This window comes from Sporosarcina jeotgali, assembly GCF_033304595.1.
In the GTDB taxonomy this organism is placed as follows: Bacteria; Bacillota; Bacilli; order Bacillales_A; family Planococcaceae; genus Sporosarcina; species Sporosarcina jeotgali.
Genome location: NZ_CP116341.1, coordinates 359,604 through 385,198, shown reverse-complemented (window position 1 = coordinate 385,198; position 25,595 = coordinate 359,604). Strand labels below are relative to the sequence as shown.

Annotated in this window: 18 protein-coding genes; 3 read left to right on the top strand and 15 right to left on the bottom strand. The window is 47.1% G+C overall.

Features of this window, described 5'->3' with window-relative positions; all coding sequences use genetic code 11:
- Nucleotides 1-162 precede the first annotated feature (162 nt).
- The 10 genes from PGH26_RS01925 to PGH26_RS01880 all read right to left on the bottom strand — a co-directional run bounded on the left by PGH26_RS01925 (nt 163) and on the right by PGH26_RS01880 (nt 16,019).
- Entirely contained in the window at nt 163-2,406 is a 2,244-nt protein-coding gene (locus tag PGH26_RS01925; protein WP_323692352.1) for a 5'-nucleotidase C-terminal domain-containing protein, read from the bottom strand.
- Nucleotides 2,407-2,798: 392 nt separating this feature from the next.
- Nucleotides 2,799-4,241, bottom strand: a complete 1,443-nt coding sequence (panF, locus tag PGH26_RS01920) for a sodium/pantothenate symporter (RefSeq protein ID WP_323692351.1) — start codon at nt 4,239-4,241, stop codon at nt 2,799-2,801.
- Nucleotides 4,238-4,594, bottom strand: coding sequence for a YhdT family protein (locus PGH26_RS01915; protein WP_323692350.1), 357 nt, complete (start codon nt 4,592-4,594; stop codon nt 4,238-4,240). Before PGH26_RS01915 ends, panF begins: the two co-directional genes overlap by 4 nt.
- A 611-nt stretch (nt 4,595-5,205) precedes the next feature.
- Nucleotides 5,206-6,162: a nuclease-related domain-containing protein gene (locus PGH26_RS01910; RefSeq protein WP_323692349.1), complete on the bottom strand. Its 957-nt coding sequence runs from the start codon at nt 6,160-6,162 to the stop codon at nt 5,206-5,208.
- A gap of 745 nt (nt 6,163-6,907) precedes the next feature.
- Nucleotides 6,908-7,507, bottom strand: coding sequence for a 3'-5' exonuclease (locus PGH26_RS01905; RefSeq protein ID WP_323692348.1), 600 nt, complete (start codon nt 7,505-7,507; stop codon nt 6,908-6,910).
- A gap of 87 nt (nt 7,508-7,594) precedes the next feature.
- Nucleotides 7,595-8,359 (bottom strand): ABC transporter permease, encoded by a 765-nt coding sequence (locus PGH26_RS01900; RefSeq protein ID WP_323692347.1) that lies wholly within the window; start codon nt 8,357-8,359, stop codon nt 7,595-7,597.
- Nucleotides 8,356-9,252, bottom strand: a complete 897-nt coding sequence (locus PGH26_RS01895; protein ID WP_323692346.1) for an ABC transporter ATP-binding protein — start codon at nt 9,250-9,252, stop codon at nt 8,356-8,358. The genes PGH26_RS01900 and PGH26_RS01895 overlap by 4 nt, the downstream gene beginning before the upstream one ends.
- The gene (locus tag PGH26_RS01890) at nt 9,233-9,463 is read right to left on the bottom strand and encodes a PLD nuclease N-terminal domain-containing protein (protein WP_323692345.1); all 231 of its coding nucleotides are present in this window, start codon (nt 9,461-9,463) and stop codon (nt 9,233-9,235) included. The genes PGH26_RS01895 and PGH26_RS01890 overlap by 20 nt, the downstream gene beginning before the upstream one ends.
- Nucleotides 9,463-10,560: a helix-turn-helix domain-containing protein gene (locus PGH26_RS01885; RefSeq protein ID WP_323692344.1), complete on the bottom strand. Its 1,098-nt coding sequence runs from the start codon at nt 10,558-10,560 to the stop codon at nt 9,463-9,465. The genes PGH26_RS01890 and PGH26_RS01885 overlap by 1 nt, the downstream gene beginning before the upstream one ends.
- A 506-nt stretch (nt 10,561-11,066) precedes the next feature.
- Complete coding sequence (locus PGH26_RS01880) at nt 11,067-16,019, bottom strand: S8 family serine peptidase (protein ID WP_323692343.1); 4,953 nt, start codon at nt 16,017-16,019, stop codon at nt 11,067-11,069.
- Between the two features lie 531 nt (nt 16,020-16,550).
- Between PGH26_RS01880 and PGH26_RS01875 the strand changes: the two genes are divergently transcribed.
- Nucleotides 16,551-16,772, top strand: a complete 222-nt coding sequence (locus PGH26_RS01875) for a hypothetical protein (protein WP_323692342.1) — start codon at nt 16,551-16,553, stop codon at nt 16,770-16,772.
- A 104-nt stretch (nt 16,773-16,876) separates the two neighbouring features.
- Here the strand turns inward: PGH26_RS01875 and PGH26_RS01870 are convergent, their stop codons facing one another.
- The 5 genes from PGH26_RS01870 to PGH26_RS01850 form a co-directional block, all read right to left on the bottom strand.
- Nucleotides 16,877-17,512, bottom strand: coding sequence for an exonuclease domain-containing protein (locus PGH26_RS01870; RefSeq protein WP_323692341.1), 636 nt, complete (start codon nt 17,510-17,512; stop codon nt 16,877-16,879).
- A gap of 225 nt (nt 17,513-17,737) precedes the next feature.
- Nucleotides 17,738-19,021: an efflux RND transporter periplasmic adaptor subunit gene (locus PGH26_RS01865; protein WP_323692340.1), complete on the bottom strand. Its 1,284-nt coding sequence runs from the start codon at nt 19,019-19,021 to the stop codon at nt 17,738-17,740.
- A complete protein-coding gene (locus tag PGH26_RS01860) occupies nt 19,018-19,710 on the bottom strand; it encodes a hypothetical protein (RefSeq protein ID WP_323692339.1) in 693 nt (230 codons plus the stop codon). Before PGH26_RS01860 ends, PGH26_RS01865 begins: the two co-directional genes overlap by 4 nt.
- Nucleotides 19,711-20,182: 472 nt before the next feature.
- Complete coding sequence (locus PGH26_RS01855) at nt 20,183-20,647, bottom strand: IDEAL domain-containing protein (protein ID WP_323692338.1); 465 nt, start codon at nt 20,645-20,647, stop codon at nt 20,183-20,185.
- A gap of 129 nt (nt 20,648-20,776) precedes the next feature.
- Nucleotides 20,777-21,052, bottom strand: coding sequence for a hypothetical protein (locus PGH26_RS01850; protein WP_323692337.1), 276 nt, complete (start codon nt 21,050-21,052; stop codon nt 20,777-20,779).
- A gap of 202 nt (nt 21,053-21,254) precedes the next feature.
- Between PGH26_RS01850 and PGH26_RS01845 the strand changes: the two genes are divergently transcribed.
- On the top strand, nt 21,255-22,835 hold the full coding sequence (locus PGH26_RS01845) for a hypothetical protein (RefSeq protein WP_323692336.1): 1,581 nt from the start codon (nt 21,255-21,257) through the stop codon (nt 22,833-22,835).
- Nucleotides 22,832-25,573 carry a DEAD/DEAH box helicase gene (locus PGH26_RS01840; RefSeq protein WP_323692335.1) on the top strand — a complete coding sequence of 914 codons (2,742 nt, stop codon included), beginning with the start codon at nt 22,832-22,834 and terminating at the stop codon, nt 25,571-25,573. The genes PGH26_RS01845 and PGH26_RS01840 overlap by 4 nt, the downstream gene beginning before the upstream one ends.
- Nucleotides 25,574-25,595: the final 22 nt, after the last annotated feature.

Here is a 25,595-nt window from a genome sequence, read left to right as displayed (position 1 = left end):
CGACCTAAATTGGGGTATGTTAATAGGTTAGTGTTCTTCTAACCTAGCTAATCAGTCCCTGTTTTCTTTGTTTGCTTGCTACAAAGCCAAGAGGGGCGCATTTTGCAGAAAACGCCGAATCATCTTTCTTGGGATGATTCGGCGTTATTTTTATTTTTTTATTTAGTTTTTAGCGCCTTCAACTGGAACTTTATATCCATTTTGCTGAGTTTCAAGAGATGTATCGATGATGCGGCCTTCGACTTTAGGGTTGATTTTGTTGCCTAGTGACTGAAGGTATTCGATTAGGTTTTGTGTGTCTGAGAAGCCAGGGTCGGAAACACGACCTTCTTTAGATGCTTTCTCGAACACTTTGTAATCATCTCCGCCACGTGCTGTGAAAGAGTTTGTTGCAATATAAACGGTTTTGTCGTCTTCAAGAGGTATATACTTATCGCCTTCTAGGACGAGTACTTCAAGCACACGCTCTCCGGATTTTTTTGAACTATCGTAAGTGAACTTCATGCCACCGACGTGAAGGAAACCGCCGTCTTCTTTTAGCCCTTTGCCGCCGTCAATCAACGATCCGCCTACGCTGCGTTCAAGTGCTTCTTTTACTTCCTTACCGTTCGACTTAATGATTGCCAGTGGGTTTCCGAATGGCAGTACCTGCATGACACTGCCGACAGAAATGTCACCGGCTTCAATGCTCGTTCTGATTCCTCCACCGTTCTGTACGGAAATAACTGTCTCTTTATCCATACCTGGTAGTGTCTTCGCTTTTGTCAGCATTGCATCAGCGATTAAGTTTCCAAGGTTCGTTTCATTGTGGCGGACACTAGATGTGCCTTCTGCGTTAGAGTCACGTGCGCCGCTCAATTCGACTTCTGAATTCACGCCAATCGGTTCTTTCTTCAGCTCTTCCTTCCCTGCTTTAAACGGTGCAAGAACAGCTGCTGCCTTTTTGTCGGCTTTCATCGTTTTCGGATCAATCTTAATCAGTTCCCCGTGGTTCCAATAGATCTCTCCCTGAGGATTGAACTTCACATCCAGCGTTCCGAGATAGTCCCCGTATTGGCCGGCTTGGACGATAAGCGTTTTGTTTCCGTTAGCATTGGTAATTGTAATAGGTTCTTGCAACGCAGTGTGTGTATGCCCTCCGACAATGATGTCAATATCCGGCACCGCTTTCGCAAGCGTCTGGTCGCTTCCTTCAGGAGAAGCTTCGTCTACACCAACATGTGTCAGTGCAATAATTTTGTCGACACCTTTCGCCTGAAGTGCAGCGACTGTCTCTTTCGCACGGTTAATATAGCTGAGTACTTCGACATCTGCCGGGCTTGAAATGTTGACAGTATCTTCAGTTGTCAGACCGAACATTCCGACTTTCTGTCCGTCGATTTCGACGATTGTGCCGTCATAGATTTCCCCGCCGCCTGCATTATCCGCAATGCCGCCTTTATAGAGATCTTTCAGTTTTTGATCACCTTTAAAATCAAGGTTCGCGCCGAGTACAGGGAACTGTGCTCCAAGAATGTAGTTGCGCAGTGCCTGGTGTCCTACATCGCTGCCGCCTTCGTCAAATTCGTGGTTACCGAATGTGACAGCGTCAAAGCCCAGGTAGTTCATCATGACAACATCGGCTTGTCCTTTGTATTTATTCCAGTAAAGGTCTCCTGAGAATACGTCTCCGCCATGAAGCAGGAGATTATTTTGGTTGTTTGCACGCAGTTCGTTAACTACTGTCGAGATGTACGGGAAGTTGTCGAGGTATGCGTGATGGTCATTCATGTGCATCACCATGAGGTCGAAGTAGCCGAATTTCGCGTTTCCTCGGTTGAGGAATAGGGCTAGTTCGCCGCGTGTGACGGGCATGGATGTGCCGAATGTTTTGCTATCTTTTCCGCTTGCGATTTTTTCGTCGACGAGTGCTTGGACATACGGCGCGAAGCGTTTGTTGACGTCTGTGAATTGTGTTTTTGTTTTTGTGCTGTCTGCTTCGATTTTTGCAGCTTTGACGATCATCGCTGCTGCTTCACCGCGTGTGAGGTGTTCGGAAGCGCCGAATTTTGTTGTCGTTTTTCCGTTGACGATTCCGTGTTCAGCGAGTGCGTCTACTGCCCACTTTGCGTTTTTCGGTACGTCTGTGAAGCCTGAGTCTTTGTATACGCCGCCTGGCTCAAGACCCATGACTTTTGCGATGAAGATCGCTGCGTCTGCGCGTTTGACTTGGGACATTGTGTCGAATTTTGTTTCGCTAATGCCAGATGTTACGTTATTTGCCCATAGGAAGTTGACCGCGTCTGCATAACGATCAGATACGTCGGTGAATTTCGAGGAGTCGGCTGATGCGCTTGGTACCGCCAGTGCAGTTGCGACTGCTGCCGCTGTGATGGTCGTTGCCATGAATCTAGTCTTCTTCTTCATTCGAAATTGCCCCCTAGAATAGTAGTTTGGACATGCACGTCTATCATATCAGTTTCAGAGTGTTACGACTAGTTGAATTTGGATTTATTTGAAAAAGGGAGGGCTAGGAGGAAGGTGTCTCTCTTCGCTCCGGCCGGACGCTTTCCGCGGGCTTGATTTCAGCCGCGGGCCTACAGGATGTAGGTCATGCAACCGTTGCGGCACGATGCCGCGAACTTAGGTTGTTTCCAAATTGCTCAGTCCTGGGTCTTCAATCTTCGCTTATTCCGCCGGAGTCGCCGGCCTGCGCTTCGTTCGACGCATCTTGTAAGCATTAATTACAACATTGAATTGAGTAAACGAGTAAGTGAAAAAACCGCTCGGGGCTATGGATGGCCTCGAGCGTTTTAATTTTAAAACTGGAAGGGTTCCCGTTTTACGGCTAGGCTTCCGATTAGGTATGCAAGCAGGGATAGGACTACTGGGAGGGTGACGGTGTGGACTCCGAGCAGGTTGCCGTATTCCTGGTTGTAGAAGTGGATGGCGATGTAGCTGCCGATTCCGGTGAGCATGGATAGGAGTGCGCCGTATTTGTTGCCGTGTTTCCAGTAGAGTCCTAGGACAATCGGCCAGATGAAGGCGGCTTCTAGTCCTCCGAATGCGAATAGGTTCAGGAAGATCAGCAGGTCCGGCGGCTGCAGGGCGAGCAGGAATACGATGATTCCGAGTACGCCTGTGATGCCGAAGCTGAGCATTTTGACTCTTTTTTCGGGTGCGTCCGGTTTGATGAAGTTCAAGTAGACGTCTTTGACGATCGCGGAGCTGACGAGCAGCAGGAGCGAGTCGACGGTGGACATGATGGCGGCCATTGGTGCTGCCAGGACGATGCCGGCTAACCACGGCGGCAAGACTTCGAGCGCGATGAGCGGGATGACTTTATCCCCCACTTCGATTCCTGGCAGGACGGGACGCGCGAAGATGCCGATTAGGTGCATGTTGAGCATGATGAATCCTGTGACGATTGTGCCGATTGCGAGTGCGCGGTGCATGGCGCGGGAGCTTTTGTAGCTCATTGTCCGGATGACCATTTGCGGAAGGCCGACGACTCCGACTCCGACGAGGATCCAGAAGCTTGAGACGTAGGCTGCGGTCAGGCTGCCGTCTGCTCCGAATGGCGTGACGAGGCGCGGGTTTTCATTCAACAAATCCTGCATGATGGCTGGAATTCCACCGCCTGCGATGATGACTCCGATGAGCAGGATGAGCGTTCCGACGATCATGATTGCGCCCTGGACAGCGTCGGTAAGCGCGACGGCGCGGAATCCGCCGATTGTGACGTAGACGAGGACGCTGATCGCGAAGATGAAGAGCGCCGATGTGTAGCTGAGTCCCGTGAGCGATTCGATGAGACGTCCGCCCCCTACCCATTGCGCGGTCATCGCGGAGAATAGGAAAACGATGATCGCGATGGCTGATAGGATCGCGACGGCCGGGCTGTTGTAGCGCGCCTTCAAGAAGTCAATCATCGTGACAGCGTCGTAGCGGCGGCTCAGGATGGCGAACTTTTTACCGAGCACGAGCAGGACGAAGTAGCCGGTGACGACTTGTGTCATCGCCAGGAGCGCCCAGCCGAAGCCGACGGTGTATGCGGTTCCGGGGCCGCCGAGGAAGCTGGATGCGCTTCCGTATGTGGCAACCATGGTCATCGCGAGGACGAAGCCTCCGAGTTCACGTCCGCCGAGGAAGTAGTCTTGCAGGAAGCTGCCGCCACTGCCCATTTGTTTGGAGGCGATGAACCCGATGGCAAAGATTGCGATTAAGAATAGGATGAGCGGGATGAGTACGCCGATGTTCATGAGTTCGGTCCTTTCTGATCGTGAAAGTTCGGTGGATTTGGATGGTAGGCCGGGTCGTCGTCGAGCGGCATGTCGGTGAGGACGAATTTCGCCAGGACGACGGTGATGAGGCTCATGAGAATGAAGCCGACGACGCAGCTCCAGAAGAACCAGTCGGGCAGGCCGAGTATGTATGTGTATTCTTCGACGGGACGGCCACCGAGTCCATAGGCAAAACCGAACCACCAGATGAAGTTGAAGATGGCGAGCGCGACGCCGATCCATGCTTCTTTGTGCGCGGTTTTGAAGCGCGGGTCTTGTTTGTATTGATTGGGTTGTGGTGCGTTTGGTGATTTGGGTGTGTCGGGTCGCATGACGGTGTCTCCTTTTTGTGTATGTTGGGTTTTTGTTGAGTATAGCCTATTTTGTGGATGGGGGGTAGGGGGAATTTGGGGTGTTTGGGCGGATTTTGGGGTTGCTTGATCACATTTGGGCTTGCTTGAGCGGATTGTGTGGGTGCTTGATCACTTTCGATGCTTGCTTGAGCGGAATACCTAGGGGCTTGATCACTATCCAAGTTGCTTGAGCGGATTGGACACTTGCTTGAGCACCCTTCCCCTAATTCCGAGAGTTCTTCTTACGAAAATGCGGCGCGCAGCGGCGCACACCAATCAATCTTGGTTTTGGCTTTCAAGTAAGGGAGAGATTAATTGGTCGCGAGTTTGGGTTGTGTGGCTATTGGTACAACTCCGCGGGCGTGGGAATGGATGATGCTTGAGCGGATTGTGTGGGTGCTTGATCACTTTTGAGGCTTGCTTGAGCTGATTCATGTTGCGCTTGATCATTTTTCGTGTTGCTTGAGCGGATTCCATTGGCTCATGATCATTTTATAGTTCCTTGAGCGGATCGGATACTCACTTGAGCAAATCCCGTCCCCCTTAGTCCAATAGAAATACGCTTCGACTGAGCGAAGCGCATCTTAAATTTATTTATTGATAGGAACGTATACACTTCCAGCTCGTTTCCCTCTCCTATGCAACTGACTTCGGGCTAGAAGTCTCTTGGCGGTATGCCGATCTGGTACTCCGGTGAATTCACAAAACGCCTGATTAGTGATATTTCCTGAGACGAGCAGAAACCATTCTACTAATGTTTTTTCATGTTCAGTTGCGCTTACATTGCCGCACCTCAGACAATTCCAGCGAAGTTTATCCCATTGCATTACTTCAGTTCCACTACATTCTGGACAAAACACTCCTGGAATCACATCGTGTTTGAAAAATCTGTAGCGCTCACTTAATAGTGGAGGTTTGTATTGTCGATTACTTTGCACAAGGGCGGTCGCTATCTTTTCTATCATTCTCTTTTCCAACACGCGGTCTTGAATCTCCAGGGATCTAAAATAAACAGGTGCCTCATAGGAAGTTAGCACCGGCATCGGAGGTTGTTCCTCTATTTGCAGCTCGTTATTGTGAGCAAACACAATAATACCTCGCACGGGGATATAAATATTCCGCTTGGCGAGCCACCTTTCCAAAAACTGTTTTTTTCGATTCACCTCTACTATTGGACTTCGAAACACTGTAGATTCTCCCTCGGCAGATATTTGCAGGAACTGCGTTGGGTTCGTCTTGATAAGAATTTTTCCCGCCCTGTTTTTGATTTCCGTGATGATGATTGCATCTGGCGTGATGAACAGAGAATCGATTTGAAAATAGATGCCTTCTTGCTGTAAGGAAAGATCATGGAGGATGGCGTGCGGGTAGTTAGTTCGGACTTCTTTCATATAGCGGTCGTATTCCACCTCACCTCCATAGCCTGCACGTGTTTTGTAGAGTTCCTTTTGTATGTAGTCATACTGCGGGTGAGTGGGCGCTAATCGTTTCTCCAAGGAGAGAAGTCCCTGAAGTAGTTTTGGCATTGTTCGTTGTTTGTATAACAAAGATTCACCTCCATTTTTATATAGTCTAGCTTGTCTCTCCCGGAAAAGATATAGAATGTCGCAAAGCCGAATTATTGGGGTTTTGACACAATTCAATGGAGATTGATCTCCTTTTCTATTTCTAGGGGAGTTCCGCTTGAAAATGCGACGCGGAGCGGCGCACACCAATCAATCTTGGTTTTCAGGCGTGGAAAGATTAGTTGATTGGATTACTTGAGCGGATTGGAGTTTAGCTTGATCACATTTGGGCTTGCTTGAGCGGATTGTGTGGGGGCTTGATCACTTCTTTCGACTGCTTGAGCGGATTGCTTTGTGCTTGATCACTTTCAGCTTTGCTTGAGCGGATCACACATTTTCTTGATCACCTTTTCCAGCTTCGGAGAGATTTCTGCTCGAAAATGCGGCGCGGAGCGGCGCACACCAATCAATCTTGGTTTCGGCTTTCAAGCATGGGAGAGATTAATTGGTCGCGAGTTTGAGTTGTGTGGCTATTGGTCCAACTCCGCGGGCGTAGGTAGAGATGGTGCTTGAGCGGATTCAGATAGGGCTTGATCATATGTAAGGATGACTTGAGCAGATTCCCATTCGCCTTGATCACTTCTGGCGTTGCTTGAGCAGATCGCCATGGAACTTGATCACATATCGCGTTGCTTGAGCGGATCGGAAGTCAGCTTGAGCAAATGTACAGTGTTTCAGTGGAATTGTTTGCTCACGGCACCAAAAAAACCCTGCGGCGGCAGGGTTTTTACTTGGTGCAGTATTGATAAATTGCGGCGGTTGCGAGGCAGTCGCCGATTGCGTTGTGGGCGTCGTGTTCGAGTTGCAGGTATTGCGTGAGTGTTGTGAGTTTATGATTGGGTGTGTCTTTGATTTTCTGGCGTGCGATTTTGACGGTGTCGATGACGGTGTATTCCGGGATGGATACGCCGTTTAACCCCTCGAGCGCGTATAGGAAGCCCATGTCGAACGAGGCGTTGTGGGCGATGATCGGCAATTCCCCGATGAATTCGATCAGTTCTTCAATTTTTTCATCGATCGTCGGTGCTTCTTCGACCATTTCGTTGGAGATGCCCGTTATGCGGGTGATGGTCGGTGAAATGTAGCGCTGTGGATTGATAAGGGCGTCCATTTCTTCGTCTTTCCAGTGATTGAAATAACGGATCGCACCAATTTGAATGATTTTATCTGCGCCTGCCCGTAATCCGGTCGTCTCAAAATCCAGCACGACGTAATCGGTTACGGGTTTTGTACTTTTTTTATATTTTTGTGCAGTTGTTTTGCGTGAACGATTTGGCTGCTCGGCCTTTTCTTGCAGCAGCCGAATCGCTTTTTCGTGGATATCCACATGATTGCCCCCTCTACGAACCTATTATGGCTAGTATACCCCGGAACGACCGCACAAAACAGACTGTATGTTTAATTTGCAAAAGTGTTACAAACGTTTTTTATTAAAATGAAAAATGGTTGCTAATAGAAACACGAATAGTGCACTAATTGCGATGATACATGGTGTGCGCATTTCTTTCAATGCCACTTCCCCTGTCAGCATTCGTGGAGGTGAGGTCAACAATTGCAGTGGATTCCACGATGCAGTTTCCGGGAAAATCGCGATGATGAATAATGTGATGACAGCGATGACTGTCACTAAAAGACCGCCATACGCGGATGCGAAATAGGTGTTGCCCCAGAGGGTGATTGTAAATAGGAGCAACCCGAATACATAGACGCAGCCCGCTGCGAGAAACACGTGCTGGACGATGGTTTGATCCCAATAAAAAGCGGTGTAGCTGTATGTGATGATGAATGTAAGCATAAATGCGAGCGTCCAGTAAGAAAAGCCCGTCGCAAATTTCGCGGTGATGACCGTGCTCCGGCGCAGCCCTTTTGTGAGCAAGATCACAAGTGTGCCTTTTTCCAGTTCTTTCGACATCATCGTGCTGAACAAAAGAATGAAGATGAACAGTCCCATCTGGGGAAAGTTTTTGTAGAATTGCAGCCACGAATCGAGTGCAGTTGGTTCAGGCAAATTTAAAACCGTACCTTCAGGCATGAAGTTCTCCATGATTGCAGGCGTAATTTTTGCGGTGAACGGATTTAAGATACCGAGTACAGAAAAAATCAGGATGGTGAGCAGCAGCTTGTAGGACTTTACACTTTCTGTCCACTCTTTCTTGAAAAAACCGAGCCATGCACTCATTTCAGCACCTCCAGAACGACTTGTTCGAGCGGTTTTGTATGGGGATGCATGGATTGGATGACAAGGTTTCGATCTATGAGCTCGCGCATGAATTGCAAGCGTTCGGTGTCGCTCGATAACTGTACGATGAATGCACTTTCTTCTATATATATGGAGTACTCCGTTTCCTTGAGTTGTGAGAGCGCCTGCTCCGCCGTTACTGTAAATGTGAAGACAAATTGATGGTCTACTTGTTGCTGGAGTACAGTGAGATCATCTTCAAAGATGATAGTTCCGTCATGCAGCATGGCGACGCGGTCACAGATTTGCTCAGCGTCGGACAAAATGTGCGTGGAGAAGAATACGGTTGTTTCGGATTTAGCTGCTTGTAAAATGGATAAAATCTGTGCGCGTCCGACTGGATCGAGAGCGGACGTGGGTTCATCGCAAATGAGCAGTTTTGGACGGTTTAGAAGTGCTTGCGCAATGCCGAGCCGCTGTTTCATACCCCTTGAGTACGTTCGGATGGGAGATTTTACTTGGATTAATCCGACAAGATTCAGTAATTCTTCAATACGCGGCTTACGCTCTGACTTCGGCATATTTGTGATGACGGCGCATAACTGCAAGTATTCGCGTGCCGTGTAATACGGATAAAATTCAGGGACGTCCGGCAAATAACCGATATGAGCGTTCGTAGTTGTTTGACCGAAAGTAACGGTTTCACCTGCGATTGTGATGGTGCCAGATGTGAGCGGGAGCAGGCCCAACATGCATTTCATGAGTGTCGTTTTGCCGGCACCATTCGCACCGACAAAGCCGAAAATCGAGTGCTCAGGTATGGCGAGATTGACGTTTTTGAGAACTTCTTTTTCGCCAAATCGCTTGGTGACGTTATGAATGGACACGACCATCTTCGTCTCCCCTTCCTGCGATAAAGTAAATGAGCGGTCCGATGAATTGAATGAAAAGCACAATGAGCAGCCACATGACTTGGTTGCCGAACCGGTAATGCGGGTGGCGAATGACGTGAATGACGGAAAAAATAGCGAGTCCGAATTGGAGCAGTACGAGCGGTATGATGAACGGCAAATACTCTATGAGCAGTTCTAAATCTGTGTTCATTATTTATCCTCCAATCCCCATTGTAAGTTCTTTATTAACGTGCGCATTTCTTCATCTTCTTGATAGGATTCAAAAAATGGTGCTTCCACGAGATCAAGAATCGATTGTTTGATGATTTCATTGTTGCGCAGCGCATTTTTGCCTAGATCCAATTGCTCCAGCCAATCTTCTAATAGATTGAAGTAGTCGTCTCCCCGGAGTTCGATTGGCCAAAGATCGTGGATACACACGTCGACGTACTTCGTGAGGTAGGTATACAGCATGTCGCGGTTTTGTTGTGCGGCGGCTGTTTGTGCGACGCTTACATAAAATTGAATGCACATATTCGGATGAAGCTGTTGAAGTTGGTATAGCTCAATCAATCCGTCGATGCGGCGGACGGTTTCATTGAAAGAAGCGGGTTTGGACGCTGTGAGTCTTAAATAGATTGGACTGCTGCCAACGATTTGAAGGATGCTCTGGTACATCATCACTTGGATCACCCGTGTTGCTTCTTCGGTATTTCCGACTTGTTCGTGGGCAGTTGCGAGCAACACTTCGTCTCCGATGGTCGGTTGGATGACACCGTCTAAAAGTTTGAGTGTTTTTTGCGGATTTGCTTGCATGAGTGCAACGTGTGCTTGCAGAGAGTTCACTTGTCTGAGCACCCAGACGTCGTCGCTGATCTGGCGAATTCGCTCGAGCCATTGGGTGATTTTGTCCAGAATCGTTTTGCTGTCCTCTGCAAGATGATGATAATTGAGCATAAGAATGCTCATTTGCAGGAGCAGCGAAGGATGGTGATAGTGCGTTTTCACTCGGTTTTCAACTTCTTCGAAGACGCCTGGAAAGGGTTCTTTCCCGAACTTTTGCGAGAAGTCGTTATAGAGTTCTTGGATGGTTTGCTTGGATACTTCTTGTTCGTAGTGAAGCAGTTCGTCGACCGTAATATCAAAGTAAGCGGCGAGTTTCGGCAACAATGTGATGTCGGGATAGCTTTGTCCTTTTTCCCACTTCGAGACGGATGCTTTTGTGACTTGGCAATGCGCGGCAAGTGTTTCTTGCGTGATGTTCATCCGCTGACGTTCACGCAGTATAATGGAGCCGATTCGGAGCATGGTGTCTCCTCCTTAACTGTTCTCTCTTTAGTATATGTTAATTGGTGGTAGATTCAATCTACTCTTGGTTGATATTTGAGGTGGCGGGTCAACTGTTGGGTTACTTTGTTTGGTGGGGGGAGGGAAAGTTTTCTACCTATGCCTGTGACCAACGTCCTCCAATGCTCTCATTCTTCCACACCTAAATGCGCAGCGAAGCGGAGCACTCCAATCAGGCTTGGTTTTGAAGTGGGGAAAGATGGAGTGGTCGCGAGGTTGAAAGTGAATTGGAGGGGGTATGCTGCCGCGGGAATGGAGCGGTTCGGTGGCGGGATCGAGCGCTTACTTGGCTGAATGGAGCGCTTAGCCGGTGGGATCGAGCGCTTACTTGGCTGAATGGAGCGCTTGGCCGGCGGCAACGAGCGCTTACTCGGATGAATGGAGCGCTTCGGCGGCGGGATCGAGCGGTTGACCGGCACATTCGAGCGCATGCAAAAAGGCTGCCTGAGGGAGGGCAGCCTTTTACCTTACTTCTGTACGATTACGTAGCTTCCGGCAGCTTCGATTTCAAACTGCACTTCGTTCTTTTTCACTTTGACTTTTGAAGACTTGTTTGTGCTTACGTTGAGGACTTCTGCTTTCTTCAACTGTTTCGCTGTTGCTTCATCCAATTGAATTGCCACTGAGATTTCTTCTTCGAACTTTTTAACAGCTGATTTCTGAGCTGCTGTGCCTTTTGAAAATTCGATTGAGTAGACATCTGTGACGGCATTTTTCACGTTAGCCGATGAAGATGTGCCAAGTGTGATCACTGCGTCGCCTGCGCGGCTCAGCAATTCTTCCACTGCATCGTCTTCAAATGTGTACGCTGCGTTGCCTGCTTTCAGGACAAGATCTTTGCCAGACTTCTCGATTTGCTTCAATACTACTTTCGAGAATTCCACGTCCATTGTGCCCGCTGCTGCAGGTACATCAACGATGATCTGTTTCGCTTTTTTGTCTCCGATGAATGAAGCAATCATCTCTTCAGTTACTGTTACTGCCTTCGGTGCAGCGGCTTCCACGTGAACTTTAACAGTCGTTGTGAAGTCGCCGAGAGTGACGCTGATTTCTGCGTCTCCTGCTCCGATTGCTGTGATTTTACCTTGGAATACTTTTGCGACGTTCGCATTATTGGACTGGTAAGCTGCGTTTGTGGTTACGTCTTTTGTAGTTGACGTGCCGTCTGCCTTCGTTGTTGTTTCAACAAGCTGGACAGACGCTGTGTCCCCCGCTTTCAAGGAGACACTATGTTTATCCAGTGAATACGTAATGATTGGAGCGGGCTCGCCTTTAACTGTCAAATAGACGAGGAGGCTTTCACCGTTCGGCAAGACAACTTTCACTTGCGTTTTGCCAGGTGTCAGCGCGCTGATTAACCCTTTTTTAACAGTTGCGATTTTGTTGTTGACGACGCTGTAGCTGCTAGCGCCCGTTACGTCTTTTTCAGTGATTTTGCCATCTGGCGTTACTGTCTTTTCTGTTACTTTTAGTTGTGTTTGCTGATTCACTTGCATTTTCACGTCGGTTTTATTGACAGAGTATGTGACGATGTTTTGGGGTGGTGTGACGACTTCAATGTAAACGAAGATCGTGTCTTCTCCCGGAATCATCACGCGGACTTGTGTTTTACCAGCTTTGTGTGCAGTGACAAGTCCTTTTGAAACTGTTGCGATTTTGTTATTCACTACGTTGAAGCTTGTGGATGGTGTGAAGTCTTTTTCGACGACCGTGCCGTCCGGCTTCACTGTCGTTTTTGTAATTGTCAATTGTTCTTGCTGACCAACGCCTAGTTTCAGCGCGTTTTTATTCACCGAATACGTCACTGTGTCTTGAGGAAGATCTTTCACTTCTAGATAAACGAAGCGTGTATCTTGTCCCGGGATCATGACGCGGACTTGCGTTTTTCCTGCTTTGTGCCCAGTTACAAGACCTTGGTGAACTGTCGCGATTGAGTTATCCACTACGTTGAAACTTACTGTTGGCGTTACGTCTGTTTTCACGACTGTGCCATCAGCTTTTACTTTCGTTTCAGTGATGATCAGCTGTTCTTGCTGACCAACCCCAAGTGATAGTTCTTTCTTGTTCAGTGCGTAGCTGACTTCTTCTTTCACAGGTTCAGCTGTAACTGTCACAGGAACCGTTTGCGTGAAGTCGTTGAAAGTGACTGTGATGCCCGCTTTACCTGCAGCGATTGCAGTAACTTTCCCGCCTGCAACTGTTGCAACAGCAGCATCGCTTGAAGCGAATGTTGCACTTGCTGTTACGTCGCGGACAGTTGATGTGCCGTCTGGCTTCGTTGTTGTTTCAATCACTAGAAGCTGAGCCGTGTCGCCCGCTTTCAAGTCAAGTGCGGATTGATCCACAGAAACTGAAACTGTGTCGACTGCTGTGTAGATGACTTGTTCTGCTTTGTTGCCTGCAGCGTCTGCATATTTCACAGTGACGTTATTTTTGGTTTTATCAAACGTTGGAAGGTTGAATGCGAATGAACCATCCTGTTCAAGTTTAACCGCACCAGAGTTAACAACTGTTCCCCCTGCTGTCACTTCGTATGTTGCTGCAAGTTTTGTGTTGATGTCATAGCCCATTCCGAATTTCACAAGTTCTTTCTGGTAATCTACGTACTTGTCGATGACTTTACCAGAAGCTTTTCCGTCTGCAACGGATCCTTCGATTGTGCCTGCTGTCGATTTCACGACAACGGGTCCAACGTAAGCAGAGATTGTCTTAGGACTGCCTGACTTCGGATCAGCTGTAAAGTCAATTGTATACAAGCCGTCCGGGATCTGCGCTTCCCCAGTTCCACCCCATGGCTTATAGGCACCCTTGACTGGAAGTGTGTAAGATCCTGCGTCTAATTCAGTACCTGCATGTAAGTATCCAATGTAACCATCTTCAAATTCACCACCTGTTGGATCCATGATATTCCAGAGTTCAATATAGTTCGCACCTACATCACCTGTGATTGTGAATGAAAGAACTGCTTCGTCTTTCACGCCGTCACCGTCGAATGAAAGGTCTGTTTCTGTAATTTTCATGTCTTTTACGGCAACTGCAGCTGCGCCGCCGAAGTCAGCAGCGAATGGCAATGAAAGATCTTTACCATTGCCTTTAATGTGGATGTAGCCGAGAATTTCATCTCCAGCTTTTGTCGTTGCTTTAGATGCCGTCAGCGTGACGTTGAGCGTTTGTTCGCCATTCAATGTGAATTCAGGTTTGTCGACTGTCAGTTTCGCGTCTCCAAATCCTTTTGTCACGTCAACAGAAACGCTATAGTCGCCGCCAGCTGATTTCAAATCTTTTACTTTTATTTTCTTCGTGACGGATAGGTCTTTATCCAACTTTTGAGGACCGAATGTTACTGTTCCTTTTAAGTTTTCAACTTCTGTGCCGTCGTTATTCGCTGTGTCGATTGCGTATGCTAAAACGTCTGCGTGTGCTGCTTTGTAAGCATCTACGCGTCCTGCACCTTGAGCGAAGACGTCATATTTCTTCGTATCAAGAATGGTTGCTGTGTTCGAAAGCGCTACTTTTACGTCAAATGCGTTCCATGCCGGATTCGCTTGTTTCACGAGTGCTGCAATTCCCGCAATGTGCGGAGTTGCCATGGAAGTTCCTGTCTTGCGTGAGTAGGCTTCGCTGTAATCTGCGTCCGGGAAGTCGTTCCCGTACATTGGAATTGTGGACATGATGTTTGTACCAGGCGCTGATACGTCAGGCTTAATGTCAAAGTTCGGTGTGGATGGACCGCGTGAACTTGAATCGTTGACTGCATCGCCTGTTGTTTTAACGCTTGAGAATTGATCGAATGAGATCGTTCCTGGCGCTGCTGCTAAAGCTGCGCGAAGAGCATCGCCGTCTGTTACGGACATATCAAATGTCGGGATGAATTCGAACGCATCCCCTAGGAATACATCTGATTTGTTCGGTGCGTTTGTACCGCCAGCAAAGTTGTGGACGATAATCGCTGCTGCGCCTTTTTCTTTAGCCGCTGCGACTTTATCGACAAACGCAATTTCTCCGCGGGAAACGAGTGCCACTTTGCCAGTTACATTCAGACCTGCGTAGTCTTTTTCAGCACCTACGCCAGGGACTGCAACTAGATCGAAGTCGCCTGTCAATTGTGTTTCTACGTCTTTACCGAATGTTGTTGCCATCAGGTCATTCACTTTGCTATATGTGAAGTCTCCCGCTGTTACGTTTACGTTCGCTTTGAAATGTGTTTCAGGGTTTGTTGTATTACCAACTGCGATTCCTAGACGTGATGTCGCAGGAGTTCCCATTGTTCCGCGGTTCGGACCTGAGTTTCCTGTCGCAACCACAGAAATCGTTCCTGCAAGCATTGCGTTGTTGATGGCAAATGATGCGCCGTCCGTTTCAGAGTTTGCACCGCCGCCGAGCGATAGGTTGATAACATCGATTTTTTCGATTACTGCTGTGTCGATTGCTTTGATGATGCCTGAAGTTGAACCGCTTCCGTATGCGCCAAGAACGCGATACGAGTAAAGGTCAACTTTCGGTGCGATTCCTTTGATGCCGAATGCGTTGTTGCCTTGTGCAGCGATTGTTCCAGCTACGTGCGTTCCGTGAGTTGTGTAGAAAGTGCTTCCTTTCTCGTTCACTTCTGGTTTGTTTGCTGGACGATCGAGCGGTGACGTTTCAGAACCGTCGTCATCTGCGCGCGGACGTGCATACTCGCCGTCTGTGTGAGGAACGAAGTTTTTACCGCCTTTATAAACCGCTTTCAAATCAGGATGAGAAGAGTCAATGCCCGTATCGAGGACGGCAACTTTGACGCCTTGTCCTTCAATTCCTTCTTCCCAAAGCTTGTTAATGCCTAAGAATGGAATGCTTGTGTCCATTTTCGCATCTAGTTTCGGGTCTACTTTTTGAAGACCTTCAGAAGCATAGACAGTTGTATCGGGTTCGACGTATTTCACGCCGCTAATAGTTAGGAGTTTCTTGAGGTCGTTCGCTTTGACTGTACCGGAGAGACCGTTGAGGACTGTATCGTATGCGTAAACTTGGTCGAATTTGACGTTTTTGATCGTCATTTCTTTTCGAGTTGTGTTTTGCTGAGTTTTAATATCTTTCTTTTTTTGTGTGACTTCAGCTTGGCTCATCTTTTTCCCATTGAGCTTCTGAATCCCTTGTTCCAAACCGACCGAGCTTTCGGATAAATGAATGATAACAGGGACTTCCTGGCTGCCAGAGAGATCCTGCAGATCTTTATGGAGCTTGGCATCCCCTTCCAGCAAGCTTGTCTGCTGTGCAATCGCAGCTTTTTGCTGGAGCACACTTTCATCTTGCGGATTCGGCTTGAACGGCTGTTTCAACAGCGCTGCGTTGGCAGTGCTTGAAAACGGCAGAACAAGCGAAAGGACCATGATGAGTGTTAGAAATGTACTGAGAAATCTCGTGAATTTCTTATTGGTCAATTCTTCTTCCCCCTTAAACTTTTGTTGTCAGACTTAACTAAATTAAGTGACAGAATGACAATATCATAGTTTAGAAGATATGAGAATGGCTTAATGGCGAGGTTTACATGATTTGACACCATTTTCAGAAAAATCGTTCAATAGGCATTCGTTTGGGTCATGTGGAGTAGTTCGTTGGAAGTGGATGATATTTCGGATTCCGTGATGTATGTCTGATTAAGGTGGTATAGGTCATTTGGCGGGGTGAGTTTTTTGGGGTTTATTTTGGGTATGGGCGGGTTGCTTGGCGGTGCAACGAGCGAGTACTTGGCTGGATGGAGCGCTTAGCCGGCGACAACGAGCGCTTACTTGGCTGAATCGAGCGCTTAGCTGGCAGCAACGAGCGGTTACTTGACCGGATCGAGCGGTTAGCCGGCGGTATCGAGCGCTTAGCCAAACGAGCGGGTCCATGGACGATAGCCCGGCGAACCATTGCAAGCTCTCATTCTTTTATCCCTAAATGCGTAGCGTAGCGGAGCACACCAATCAGTCTTGGTTTTGCTCGGGGAAAGATGGATTGGTCGCGAGATCGGAAGTGGATTGGAGGAAGTATATTGCCGCGGGAATGGAGCGGTTCGGTGGCGGTATCGGGCGCTTACTTGGCTGGATCGAGCGCTTAGCCGGCAGCAACGAGCGCTTACTCCGCTGAATGGAGCGGTTAGCCGGCGGCAACGAGCGGTTACTTGGCTGAATCGAGCGCTTAGCCGGCGGTAACGAGCGCTTCCCCCGCTGAATGGAGCGCTTAGCCAAATAATCAGCTTCTCCCTTCTCACCCCCCCAAAAAAAACACTTCGCACGATTACGAAGTGTTTTCTTTATTAGCAATTATTCAATTCATCGTTGACCTTACAGCAATACTGATAAATATTCGCAGTCGCACGACAGTCAGTTATGCCGCTCATGGATTCTTGCTTGGTGCCGAGCAAAAAAGCTAACTTTTTCATTTTTTCTACATCCGTTAACTGACTTGCTACTTGTCGCGCTAATTTCGTTGTATCTACTACGGTATATTTAGGTAAATGAATAAGTGAGAAATCATGAAGTGACTCTAAAAAACCCATTTCAAAAGAGCTGTCATGGATGACAATCGGCAACTCCCCGATATAAGAAATTAAGGGTTGAATCACATCCTCCATAATCGGTGAAGCTGTGATCTCTTCATTCGATAACCCTGTCCGTTGCGTCACTTCCAATGGAATATGCCGTTGAGGATTTACCAGCGATTCAAATCGCTCCTGTTCAATATGGTTTTCATAACGGATTGCCAGTACACTGATTATTTTATCTGCACCTGCGCGCATTCCGGTTGTTTCAAAATCCAGTACTACGTAATCCTGATGACAATCTTCTGTTGTTATATAATTGCTGCTTTTCGATTGTTTTCTGACACGAATGTTTTTCTGCATCGGCTGCTGATTCAAGAGCGCCTGGACAATCTTTCTTTGAGTCTCCATAAGTTGCACGTCCCTTAGTATAATAACTTTCTATTTCCCCATTTTCTAAAAAGTATTCCTGAATTCAAGATTTATTTTAAATTCCAATAAAATACCGACTATTGGTTAGCTGCAGTGTTCTGAAATCTACATGGTATCGTTTTCATAATACTATATAAAAATAATCCGATTCAACAGTTTCACTGTCAAAACGGACTATTTTTATGAATTTTGCGTGTCAATGGTTTACGGCTGTTTTAACAACAGCACTTTAAAGTAGTTTTTCCAGCCAAATGCTTTCCATTCAGCTTTTGCCGGCATATCTAAAGGCATCGGGAAGAATACACGGGGCGCACTTTCGTGATCACGGATGGATTTGTTGTGAACCACAACATCCCCTGAAGCGAGACCTTCTGAGACAACCGTGCGATTGAGATACTCAAACGGCGTCGCAACTCCTGTCGAGGCTGCATATCCCTTTTCATCCAGTCGCCATACAAGTGCCTGATCCGTGCCTGCGCCCGTAAGCCATTTTGTACGGACTGCTGCGGCGTTTTGCGCAACATTTGTCGTGATGACTGTGTTTACATGTGTTCCAAATGGAGCTGGTACTTCTCCTTCATTCGCATTCAAACGAACTCGGTAATAGGCTAAAGGATTGGTAACCTTCTTATCCGCAAGCGCTTTGTACGCCTTCAAAAATTCGTTGGGTGTTGCAGGGACTTGATCAATCGATTCGACAGAACCTTCCAGCGTACCTTCTGTGCCTTTTGCATCCAACACTGCTGGATCTCCGTTCGCAAGTCGGCTCCACTCTTCGTCTTCTGCGTACGTTTCAACCACTTGTTCATTGCTGTAAATGATGATTTTCGGCTGATCGCTATCACTCGTAATGCGTGCAACGACTCCATCTGTCGGACTGATCAGCGCTGGACTTGCAGAGTTTTGCTCTAACTGGGATTCGACTACTTTCAGTCGGCGTTCCGTATCTGCAAGATCCCGTTTTGCTTCTGCGACCGCTTGCGCATAAGATCCAGTTTGGTTAACATCCACTTTCACATCGACATTTAACTCTACTTTCGTATCATCATCTGTTTTAGTCCGGTCTGATTTGGATGAATTCGAGCTATTTGTCTTATCTCCTGATTCTAAATCGGAAATTGTCGAACGGATTGTATTTTGCTGAGTGAGCAGCGCTTCTTTTTCAGACTCCCAAACGGCACGTTGACCGTCCGCTTGTTCTGTCTGCAGACGCGCAAGTTCCTCACCAGTCGTCACCGCATCGCCTTCACGTACGAGCCACGTGTCAATTGCATTGCTGTCGTTCGTATACACTGTGAACGTTTCAGCTGGCGCAACAAGCCCTTCTTTCGGCAATACTTCTTTATATTCTTTTGCTGACATACGTTCGTAGTCGCTCACATATACTGACTTCGGAATTACACTTTTATCCGAGTACATCAAGTAAAGATTCAGTGCGACAAAAACACTGACAACAACCGCAATTACTGCATTTGTAGTTTTGTTCATGATGAAGCGCCTCCTGACGTGACATAGTTGAAGAGGCGTTCAAATGGAATGTACCCGATTGCCGTTGTCAGCAAAGCGAATACGATCTGCAATCCGATAAGAACTGCGAGCAGACTTTTCCAGTTCATCGTTTTTGTGTAGGACCGGATGAAACTGAACTGCAAACTCACGATGAGCGCAGAGATGATCGTTAACTGATTGAGGAACATGACTAAAAACCATGTGTCCGAAAATGTTGCAGTCAGCGGACCAAATGATAGAAATGAAACATTTGTCGCTTCCCCTTTTACTGTGAACACAAGGAAGACAAGTGCTTTTTCAATAAGTAACACACCGGTAACCAGTAATTGAAGCGGCACAATCCGACGAACCGGAATCGATGTTAACAGGCCAAGGATATAAGAAACAAAGAACAGATGAAAAGCTATGTAGAGTACTGCCCATAAAATAGCACCAATCACGGAAACAAACCGCGCAATGGTATAATCACCATCTGTTGCAAGTGCAAGCATAGGGCTAAGAGATTCGGTTGTCATTCCCCATATGTCACGTAATGCAAAGATTACGATTCCAGAAAGAAAAAGGAAGACAATTCGTAAGTTGAATCCGCGCATTGCCGAACTTTGGTGATTCATCGAGAGTTGTGAGGGATTCGTTACATAGCGCCAGAACGAAAAGTTGAAAAACATGGGATAATTCCTTTCTTGTCAAAGATGGAAACGGATTTTTGATAATAACTTCCTATGCTCTACTTTAGCAAAATCTACAAGATTTGCAAAGATTTCATGTGGGAAACATTCGATAAAAGACAAATTGATAGACTTAATTTTAGAAATGTGTTTCTAAGTGCCCCTAAAGTGGGTAATGAATAACTAGTAAGCAAGTTGACTATACTCCATACATCACGGATTATTCTTTCCGGAAATAGCGCGTTATTTCCCGGGAAATCGACAAAAGGAGCGGAGTACAATGGAAAATAATACTCAAACTCGAAAAATGGTATATATGTCTTGGCAAGATATTGCATTTGGTCTAACTGGATCAGCATTATTCGTCGTGCTATTATTCATTTTTACTGGACTATAATGAGAAACCCAATCATAAAAATCCATTAAAAAACACCTATCTCTTAACAAATGATAGGTGTTTTTTTACGTGGCGTTATTCAGTTTGTACATTCGGTGTGCGCATTCCTTCCGTCAGTTCAGTGAACAGTGCTTTATCGTTGTTTTCCAAGGCATAATCAATCATACGCAATCGGTTCTCCAATTCCAATTCACCAATCAGCTGCTCAATTTCACGTGCTTGCGGTTCAGATAATTCCGGGGCCAGGTGGAAGATGCCTTCTAATACGCCTGATAAGTGAAGGTGCAAGTCGGAAATCAGCAACAATTGGTACAGCGGTAATCGGATGAACCGGCTGCCTCGCTGAAAAACGAATACCTCTCCTAAGTTTTCGACTTGCAGGCTTTTCATGTTGATGACGATTTCTTTCCCTTCAATCGGGACAAATTGAAAGACTTCTTGACCTTTCAGAATCGAAAAGTACTGATATGCAAATACTAGTCGCAGACGGAAATCTTCTTTACTCGTATAAAATGGAGTCATTCGTTTCACTGATAGCATCTGAATCCCCTCCGAATTTGAATATTCCGATTATTTATAGTTTATCACAACCGAGCTCTATTTGTGAATGATAAATGCCTGACTTAAGTAACTATATGTTACGGAGAGAGAGGCTATTTCGCTAATTGCTTATTCCTTGTTATTATTAGGTGAAAACATGCAAAAGGACAAGCTGTGCGGCAGAAATTCTTCAATACCAAATTCGCGCAATGCCTTTTTTACAGCTTCCGCCAGCAGCCTATTCGATCGGTTCACCTGATTAAATGTAATCGTATCTCTTGAATAGTCTACTGTAATCGAGTCAAAAAACGACTCCCCTACCGTTGCCGAAATAATATACATCGTCTGACGCTCTCGCACATCGATAATTCCAGCCGAACTCGCAGGTTTCAGTTTCGTCTGCAACAGACTCTCCCGATTCGCAATCAGTTTTCTCAAACCCGGGATGTAGACGATCATTTGTCCAGAAATAACTGTTCACTCCTTTTTTATAGAATAAGGTAATAACGATTAAAATGTTTTTTCGATTCCTGTATGTGATGATTTACGAAGGTCACTGAACTGATGTATAATAGAAAGAATGCTTTGTCTAGGGAGTGGTTTTATTTTGCGCGTCGCTGCAGAACGTATTTCGTATTTGCATGAACGAGAAATCGAGAAGATGATGAATGATGTCCACTATACATTTAGACCCGATAATCCGGACCAGTCCGAGATCATCCGAAACGCCATTACTGCTGTGAGAAGAGGGGCAATCTCTTCATACCGTTATTCTCAGGATGACGGAGAAGTCCTCGCACAACTCAATGACCGTGCTTCCGAATTTGTACGATTTTCGTTCGAGGAGCAAACGTTAAGCTGCACATGCGGTCGCAAGGAACGCTGCGTCCACCAGCTTACGGTCGTCTTTGACCTGTACTCTCAATTCCATTCATTAACCGAGTGGTTTCAAGAATGGCGGACTTCTGTAAAAGAACAGCTTGCCTTAAAAGTTACAGAGCGTACGCCTGAAGCGTGGGAATCCGTTTTGACACGGGTCACTGCCCCGCTTCGTAAACTTACCTTATCGACCAACTCATCTGTGTTCACATATGAATGTGCGGAAATTGAGAATCGTGTCAAACCGCTTATGCCGTTTGAATACGAGTGGAAGCCGCTTTTCGACTTATTCTATCGCCTGCACTTAGTGGATTCGGCTTTTGAGTATGCCGCTTCTATACTTTCATCCGGTCAATCCCAACATTCTTATGGGACGTGGCAAGTCACGACTTGGCTTAATGATCAGATCTCCGATATTGAAAAATTAGCAGGGACGTTCAGTAACAAGCCAAAGTTATTTGAAACGGATCCGTTCATGAAACGGTTAAAAGAGCTTGTCCATTCCGTCTGTGTCCATCAAACCGATCTGTTCCCATATCGATTCCGCATTTACGAAGCCATATGGGGGCAGCTGTTCATAGACCGCAGCGAGCGCGAAGCAGAGAAACTGCAGCTCGCAGAAGATGCTTCTGCTGATGCACGGTTGTTCGCAATGTATTTTGCCATCATCGAAGGACGCGGTGACATCCTGGAAAATGCGCTTGCTGAAGAAGAGCATCCTGACTTCGGCAGCTGGATGACGCTCGCAAGATTTGCGCTCGCTGAAGCGCTTGCGCCTACCGCTGCGTCCATTGCCAGAGGTCTTTATCCGTCCATTGAAGGGTATTTCAGTGAAAAGAAAAGCCGGAGCGAACAACTTTCTGCTGCCCACGAAATCGACATGCTCCTCGCAAACGGTGATTTTACTGATGAAGAACGGGAAGCCGTATTCGCCATGTATGGAAAAATCGGGATTCCCAGATATTCAAATTTTTTAATCGAACGGGAACGGTATTCGGATTGGGCGGCGCTTTTACACCGCTTCAACGTGCCGTACGACAGTGTCGAACAGGATGACTTGAAGATTGTGCTAGCTGAGCAGCCAGGTGCGGCACTTCCTTTACTGCATGATTACGCACAGCAATTCATCGCCGAAAAGAACCGCTTAAGCTACCGCCGCGCAGTGAAGCTGTTCAAACGCATGCGCACTGCCTGCAAAAAAAGCGGTCAAACCGAATTTTGGAACCGGTACATCCGAACGGTGCGGGATAAGTACCGCCGGCTTCGCGCTTTAGTTGAAGAAATGGAGAGGGGTAGTCTTGAATTATGAGACCTGCACATCGACTCGCACGTGAGTTACAACTGACCATCCAGCCTGCAGATCGCGGAAACTTTGCGATTTCAGCTGCAGATGACTATGGAACAGCGATACCTGCTGATCGACTTGTCTCCTTTTTCTTCTTTGCCGACGAAACATCCTTGTTCGGATTAACGGTGCCCATCGAAGATAATACTGTCCTGCTGCATCCGCATGAGTGGGTTCAGGCATTAAGCGGAAACCGTCATCCGTTCGTTGAATTTACAGGTGCGACAGAAAGAGATACCGAGCAATTGGAAGCAGCAGAAGAAGCTGCGAAACTGTGGCTGTCAAAAGACTTGTGGGCCTATACCGAGCCGGACGCTGAGCAAGTTATTCGTTTCGCGGGTGACGCAGCGGGCATTTCTGAATCGGCTGCACTTCTGACGAAGCAAGCCATTGCCAGCAAGTTTCAAACGCTCGGAGTCCATGCTGACATGGTCCCTGCTCTCTTGCCTCATTTAAAAACATACGGGTGGCCGGGAGAGACTAAATCCGATATACCAGTCCGCCCTGCGCTTCGGTTAACAGAACCTGATTCTGAAGGGATGGAAGACTGGTTGCTCGAAACCGTTATTCTGAATGAACGCGGGACACAATGGGTACCGGCTAAATCGAAACGGTCGGCTTCCATCGAAAATGCGCTGCCAGCGAAATTGAAGCCATATGCAGCAGCTATTACGGAGCAACAATCTGAAATGATTTCTTTTCTGCAGTCCATTGAACCTGAGAACGAACAGTCGTTTCTCCATATGCCGATGAGCGATCCGGAAGTCCGGATGTTTATCCAGCATGATCTGCCGTTATTCCAGTCGTTTGGACTTGCGGTTCTTTTGCCGTCTTGGCTGAAGACAGTGACTGAGACGAAAATGAAGATTCGGACAGATGCGGGCGTTCAATCGTACAAATCAGCTGCCGGTCTAGATGAAGTTCTTTCGTTTGACTGGAGTTTCTCACTTGCAGGCAATGAAATCGACCGGGATACATTCCAAAAGATGGTCGATGAAAATCGGGAATTCATCCGCACGGGAGATGAATGGTTCCACATCGATCCGACTTGGTTAAAGCGCATTAAAGAATTAATGGAGCAAGCAGATAACGGAGAGTGGACGGTTAAAGATTTATTATTCCAGGAGCTCCCTGAAGAAATTGTACCGAGTGAAGACGATGAGTTTGATGAGGATCCATTGCTTGCGTTTACGATGCAGCAGTCCCTTCGAAGCTATGTCGATCAGGTTATGGATAAAAAAGGATTGCCTCCTGTCAAAATCCCTGAGGCGTTGCAAACTGAGCTGCGGCCTTATCAGCAAGAAGGCTTCAATTGGCTTATGTTTATGAGGGAACAGCATTTCGGTGCGTGTCTTGCTGATGATATGGGACTCGGGAAAACGGTTCAGCTGATCAGTTATTTGTTGAAAGTGCATTCCGATCCAGACGCAACTCCATCACTCATCATTTGCCCGACTAGTGTATTGGGTAACTGGCAGAAAGAGCTGGAACGCTTTGCACCTTCTTTGAAAGCGGCCATTCACTATGGACCTGGCCGCTTAAAAGAAGATCAGTTCACTGCGTTTTTAGCTCAGGAGAAACCTGACGTTGTGCTGACGACATACGGAACCGCGACGCAAGACAGCGAATTCCTTATCGAATTTCCATTTGCGAGCATCACATTGGATGAAGCGCAAAATATTAAGAACATGCAAACGAAGCAGTCCAGGGCGATTCGAAAACTGCGGGGTGGTCATCATATCGCGTTAACGGGAACGCCTATCGAGAACCGTCTTGCGGAGTTATGGGCAATTTTCGACTTCATCCACCGCGGGTATTTCGGGAATTTCCGGAAATTCACGGATGACTTCATTATTCCGATTGAGCGGGATGACGACGAGCGGACGAAAAGTCGGTTGCGTTCTAAAATCCACCCATTCTTATTGCGGAGAACGAAAAGTGATCCGGACTTGCAGCTTAATCTGCCCAAAAAGCTGGAGCAAAATGAGTATGTTCCGCTTACAAGTGAACAGGCCGCCATCTATGAGAGCTTCATCGAAGAGACGAAGTTCAAGTTGCAGACACTCTCTGGATTTGAGCGTAAAGGGCTCATTTTGAAAATGTTGAGCCGGCTTAAGCAATTGTGCAATCACCCTGCGCTGTTCTTGAAAGAACCGTTCACGCAAGCCGATGAAATGCTGTCGAGATCTGACAAATTGGAGCGGATTGTGAAATTGGCCGCAGAAATTGCGGGTAATGGTGAACAGTGTTTAATCTTCACGCAGTATATTGGGATGGGACAGCTTATTCGCCAATGCCTGTCTGAGCTTTATGGATTCGAAGTGCCTTTCCTGACAGGAAGTATGCCAAAAGGGCAGCGTGATCACCTTGTCGAAGCGTTCCAAAAAGGCGAGTTCCCGATTTTCATTCTGTCGTTAAAAGCTGGAGGCACCGGGCTGAATTTGACTGCTGCGAATCATGTGTTGCATGCTGATCGCTGGTGGAATCCTGCCGTAGAAAACCAAGCGACAGACCGTGCATATCGAATTGGCCAAGAAAAGTTCGTGCATGTCCATAAGTTCGTAACGATCGGAACTATTGAAGAAAAAATTGATAAAATGCTTGAGGAGAAAGCTGCATTGTCAGCAGACCTTATCCAATCCAGCCAGTGGCTGACAGAACTATCCGATGGAGAATTGGATGACTTGCTGTCATTTGGCTAACGGAAGTCTTGATCCGCAAATC

Bases quoted from the DNA above. Each gene is read 5' to 3' on its own strand.
- PGH26_RS01915 (WP_323692350.1), bottom strand. From the start codon at position 4,594: ATGCGACCCGACACACCCAAATCACCAAACGCACCACAACCCAATCAA.
- PGH26_RS01890 (WP_323692345.1), bottom strand. From the start codon at position 9,463: ATGAACACAGATTTAGAACTGCTCATAGAGTATTTGCCGTTCATCATA.
- PGH26_RS01885 (WP_323692344.1), bottom strand. From the start codon at position 10,560: ATGCTCCGAATCGGCTCCATTATACTGCGTGAACGTCAGCGGATGAAC.
- PGH26_RS01855 (WP_323692338.1), bottom strand. From the start codon at position 20,647: ATGCTATCAGTGAAACGAATGACTCCATTTTATACGAGTAAAGAAGAT.
- PGH26_RS01840 (WP_323692335.1), top strand. From the start codon at position 22,832: ATGAGACCTGCACATCGACTCGCACGTGAGTTACAACTGACCATCCAG.
- PGH26_RS01925 (WP_323692352.1), bottom strand. From the start codon at position 2,406: ATGAAGAAGAAGACTAGATTCATGGCAACGACCATCACAGCGGCAGCA.
- PGH26_RS01860 (WP_323692339.1), bottom strand. From the start codon at position 19,710: ATGTTTTTCAACTTTTCGTTCTGGCGCTATGTAACGAATCCCTCACAA.
- panF (WP_323692351.1), bottom strand. From the start codon at position 4,241: ATGAACATCGGCGTACTCATCCCGCTCATCCTATTCTTAATCGCAATC.
- PGH26_RS01900 (WP_323692347.1), bottom strand. From the start codon at position 8,359: ATGAGTGCATGGCTCGGTTTTTTCAAGAAAGAGTGGACAGAAAGTGTA.
- PGH26_RS01865 (WP_323692340.1), bottom strand. From the start codon at position 19,021: ATGAACAAAACTACAAATGCAGTAATTGCGGTTGTTGTCAGTGTTTTT.
- PGH26_RS01895 (WP_323692346.1), bottom strand. From the start codon at position 9,252: ATGGTCGTGTCCATTCATAACGTCACCAAGCGATTTGGCGAAAAAGAA.
- PGH26_RS01870 (WP_323692341.1), bottom strand. From the start codon at position 17,512: ATGGAGACTCAAAGAAAGATTGTCCAGGCGCTCTTGAATCAGCAGCCG.